This is a genomic window from Chlorobium sp. N1, from assembly GCF_004332115.1.
Lineage (GTDB): Bacteria > Bacteroidota > Chlorobiia > Chlorobiales > Chlorobiaceae > Chlorobium.
On sequence record NZ_SJPA01000022.1, the window covers coordinates 1 to 4321 of the forward strand.

Annotated in this window: 1 protein-coding gene and 1 pseudogene; both read right to left on the bottom strand. The window is 47.0% G+C overall.

Features of this window, described 5'->3' with window-relative positions; translation table 11 throughout:
• Positions 1-835 precede the first annotated feature (835 nt).
• Complete coding sequence (locus E0L29_RS11305) at positions 836-1696, bottom strand: hypothetical protein (protein ID WP_131359171.1); 861 nt, start codon at positions 1694-1696, stop codon at positions 836-838.
• Between the two features lie 99 nt (positions 1697-1795).
• A pseudogene (locus tag E0L29_RS11310) lies at positions 1796-4195 on the bottom strand (restriction endonuclease subunit R); the annotation flags it as partial.
• Positions 4196-4321 lie beyond the last annotated feature (126 nt).

Sequence of the window (4321 nt, forward strand, 5' to 3'; positions counted from 1 at the left end):
ACCGGCTCAAGAACGAGCCACAGGAAGAGTTAAATGAAAGAGAGGGGCAGCGCCTTTCCGCTGCATAACCAGCAGGTTTCCAACTTAAACTCAGGCCCTTTTTGTCTATAGGACGGGGTCCACTAAATCGTTTGCCAGCGGCACAGCAACAATTGTCGCCCCAGTTTCTATACCGTTCTCCTTTTTGAGGAGTTTATAGAGCTCAGAATAATCATCTGGTTCCAAACCGGTTACTTTCTGAAGCAGCCGCCGACATGCATCTCGTTGCCAAGAAGGTAAAGATTCAGACCACTTTAAAATGTCATTCAAGAGTGCCATTTAACACCTGATTTTAAATGATGGTGTGCTAAAAATGTTCAGTATTGACTCACAGGTCTGGTTCCTGTTGTGGCAATGGGCTAAACGACGACATCCAAACAAGGGCGCTCGATGGGTAAAAGCTCGATACTTTACTACCCGAAAATCCCGAGACTGGATGTTCGTTGCAACGGTAAACTCTAACAAAAGGAAGATGTTGAGGCTCTTTCTCGAAGGAGATACCCCAATAAGACAGCACGTTAAAATCAGAATGGGAGCCAATCCTCACGATCCAGTGTGGAAGCCCTACTTTGAAGCCCGAAAAGAACGGTTAATGAAATCAACCCCAAAGTGTTTCCGGGTACCTGAACAGGGTCTCATTGCCGAGGCTTGAGCCCAGTGCAGCGAAAGTTGCATGCTGGGTTCTTAGGGGACCCCTTTCGCATTCTCATTGTGGTACCCCACATCCCCCGGCGCCATCCCTGCATGCTTCGAGTGACCTTGGAGCAGTCGGGTGATTCATTCGATTTCCTATGTCTCAACTCAAAGGCGCCTTCGCTTCTTCGAGTATTTTGTCATATGTAATATCGAACCGTGATTTGTTGCTTGGATAAATATCAATCATGAAAAATCTTTCATAATACGACTTAAAAAAAACCGGTTGCGTTTGCTTTAGCATTTTTTTTATTGCGCCGATGCCGACTGGTGAAGGATTTGCTGATCTTTTTAACTCTAGGTATATGTTTTTTGCCCGATCCTTTATTTTAAATCCTTTTTGGTCAGCACAGCCTTTGATGTAGCCAACATATATTGATTTAAAAAAATCATCCGCAGTTTGGAAGTAGTATCCGCCGTTAACAATTGGGTAAGAATACAATTTTATTAACGCCGCATTCAGGTCGAGAGAATTGAAAAGCTCTCTATAGAATGTTGTGAGAGGCTTTAATATTTCATCAAAATAGATCTCCTTTGTAGGACTCAGCATTGCCAAGCACGGCGCCCTTTCAACGGGCTGGATTATTTGAACCATATGACCGCCGTAGCAGGCGGCCATTACAACGAGTAAATTGCATTGAGTTGCGATGTTAATAGCTGTTAAGTATGGTTTTAACTCTGCCCAGCTCAGAGAATCGCCGTTAGCAAGAGAAATTCCTGTGGTATCATCTAATCCATGACATTCGATATGAAGGATTGGCCAATCATCCTTATTAGCATCTTGTTCTATAGAGTGAAGTTGAGTCAGGAGTGCTTCTTTCGAATCTACTTCAAAATATTTGATATCAATATCTCGATCCGCCTGAATGGTAATCGGCCGCAGATCTTCATATAGCTGACGACCTGTTTTATTTTTTGCTAAAGACTCAAGTATTACTACACTTGAAAAATGTATGGATGGCATTTGACAAGTATTAACATAAAGTATTTCTCCAATTGCGGGATTATCCCACTACATGTAAAACGATTATAAATGTCGCTAAATAGAGCCACCATATCAGCATTACGCCCTATTCAGTAAATCATCCAAGGATCGGCCCACGACATAGCGCGCAGGACTCTCGCCGATACTGAGCGCCTTAAAATGTGCCTTACCGCACTCTATCTTCGCGCTTTCCTTATCGCCTAAGTCCTCGGTAAAAAGACTACTCTTGGTCTCGACAACAAAATAGATTCGTTCCTCTCCATCCTGTTCCACGAGAACCGCCCAATCTGGATTGTAACGACCAAGCGGCGTAGGAACCTCAAACCATCCAGGTAGCTTTGCATACACCTTTATGGCAAGATTCTTCTCCAACTGATCCGCAAATCTTGCTTCCACATCCGAATCAAATACCACCTGCTCATAGACCGATTTTTCAACCGGGATTAAGTTCTTCAGGTATCCGGTCAGCTCTTTCCGATCAAAAAGCTCCTGTGCGTAATAGTGCTCGTCTCCAAGCCGGTGATACCTGATACCATCCACGACTGCGAGGCGCTTGCATTTATTGATAGCTTCGGCGGCAAGCTCGATGAACTGCTGAGGGTTACGCTTGAAGTCGCTGAGCCGCTCGCTACCTGTAAGAATGCGATGAATGGTACGGCGGGTTAGCTGAGTACGATCTTGCAGATCCGTAAGAAGATCAGGCAACTCAATATCGCTCTCATCGAGGACAACGGTTGCAGCTCCGCTCCGTTCGGTTGCCTCAACACCCGATTTACCAATGACAATCTCGGCTTTATGCCACTGCATACGTGTCTTAGAAATGGCTGGGGCATTCTGTAAAGCCTTTATGCAACTTTCTACCAAATGCTCATTGTCGAACTCCACCCGATAGGTCGTCTTATGCTTGATTCTATTCCATAGTTCTCGGAACTCCGGGCTATGCAATACTGCCTGTCGGGTACGTACCTGACGGCGCTCATCAGCATTTTTTATTTCCAGGCGTCCGGCCAGTTTTTTCAATACAGCGGTAATCTGTTCAAGTTCGCCAGCAAAAGACTCCGGCAACACAAGAGTCCCTGTTTTAAGGGCACTCTTCAGCGAATCCTGAACCTTGCCCTTGCTGTCTATATAGCGTTGCTCTTTCAAATGCTCCCACAACACCTTGGATTGCTCAAATCCCAATGGGCGCAGTTCTCCTTCTGCGTCGGTAACAGAAATAGCGGCGAACTGGTGATCTTCGACAATCCCGAACTGGATACCGGTCTCTTCCTCAATCTCTTTCTGCAGGTTTTCGGCAAACTGCTCATAACTCTCAGTTGCTATGACCGTCAGGGTATTGACTTCAAAGCCACGCAGGCGCTGACCTTGCTGATTCACACAGAGCCGGAGGCCACGGCCAATTGTCTGGCGGCGTTCACGCTCAGAACCCATTTCACGCAAAGCGCAAATCTGGAAGACATTAGGATTATCCCATCCCTCCTTCAGGGCGGAATGCGAAAAGATGAATTTAAGCGGTGTGTCAAAAGAGAGAAGCTTCTCTTTCTCCTTCATGATCAGGTTATAGGCCCGTTCAGCACTTTCCCGATTTCCTTGATTGTTCTCCTCGGTATTGGTCCATCCACCCTTTTTATCTATCGAGAAATATCCGTTATGCACCTCTTCGGCTGAATGAGAAAGGTCAACTTCGCTGAACAGCGTCTGGTAATCGGGAAGCTTCGCTGCACGGCTGTATTCCTCCTCAAAAATGCGGGCATAATCGCCCTTCACAGCATGGCCATCAGCATCATAGGATCGGTATTTGGCGACCTCCTCAATAAAAAAGAGTGAAAGCACCTTAATCCCCTGCGGGCGAAGACGTAGCTCCTTATCGAGGTGCTCCCTGATGGTGCGACGAATCATCTGACGCTGGACGGCGAGGGCATCGACATCACCGTATGCTTGGCCGGGTTTCAGGAACTGTTCACTTCCTGGAACCCGCAACTCCATATACTCATTACCCTTTTCGACACGGATCTCGCCGATAGAACAATTGGCATAAACTGCCCGGCCGGTAAGCATTTCGAGATTATCTCCATCCTGCACGTTGATCTCTTGCCGCTTGACGCCGGACGCCTTCAGCTTATCAAGCTCAACAACTGCGGAAATCCTGCCACGCTTGTTTTCGACCTTCAGAAGTCGAACATACGGCTTGTTAAAGGCATCTTCCACCGTAGCGGCAGCTACCTCGATCTGCTTGACCAGTCCTTTGTCATGCGCGTCAACCGCATCGAGACGATAAACCATGTGGTGCTTGTCCACATGTGTAGCGGAGTAACGCAGGGTGCAGAGTGGGTTCATGGCATCGAGCGCACTCTTTCCTGCACCGGAGAGACCTCCGTCAACGCTTTGCGGTTCGTCCACAATAAGAATCGGCCGAGTTGATTTGATAAGATCAATCGGTTTTTCGCCACCGGTTTTTTCACTCTCTTTGTAGAGGTTTTTAGTGGACCCCGTCCTATAGACAAAAAGGGCCTGAGTTTAAGTTGGAAACCTGCTGGTTATGCAGCGGAAAGGCGCTGCCCCTCTCTTTCATTTAACTCTTCCTGTGGCTCGTTCTTGAGCCGG

Excerpts from the sequence above, each read along its gene's own strand:
- E0L29_RS11305 (WP_131359171.1), bottom strand. The coding sequence starts at position 1,696 with ATGCCATCCATACATTTTTCAAGTGTAGTAATACTTGAGTCTTTAGCA.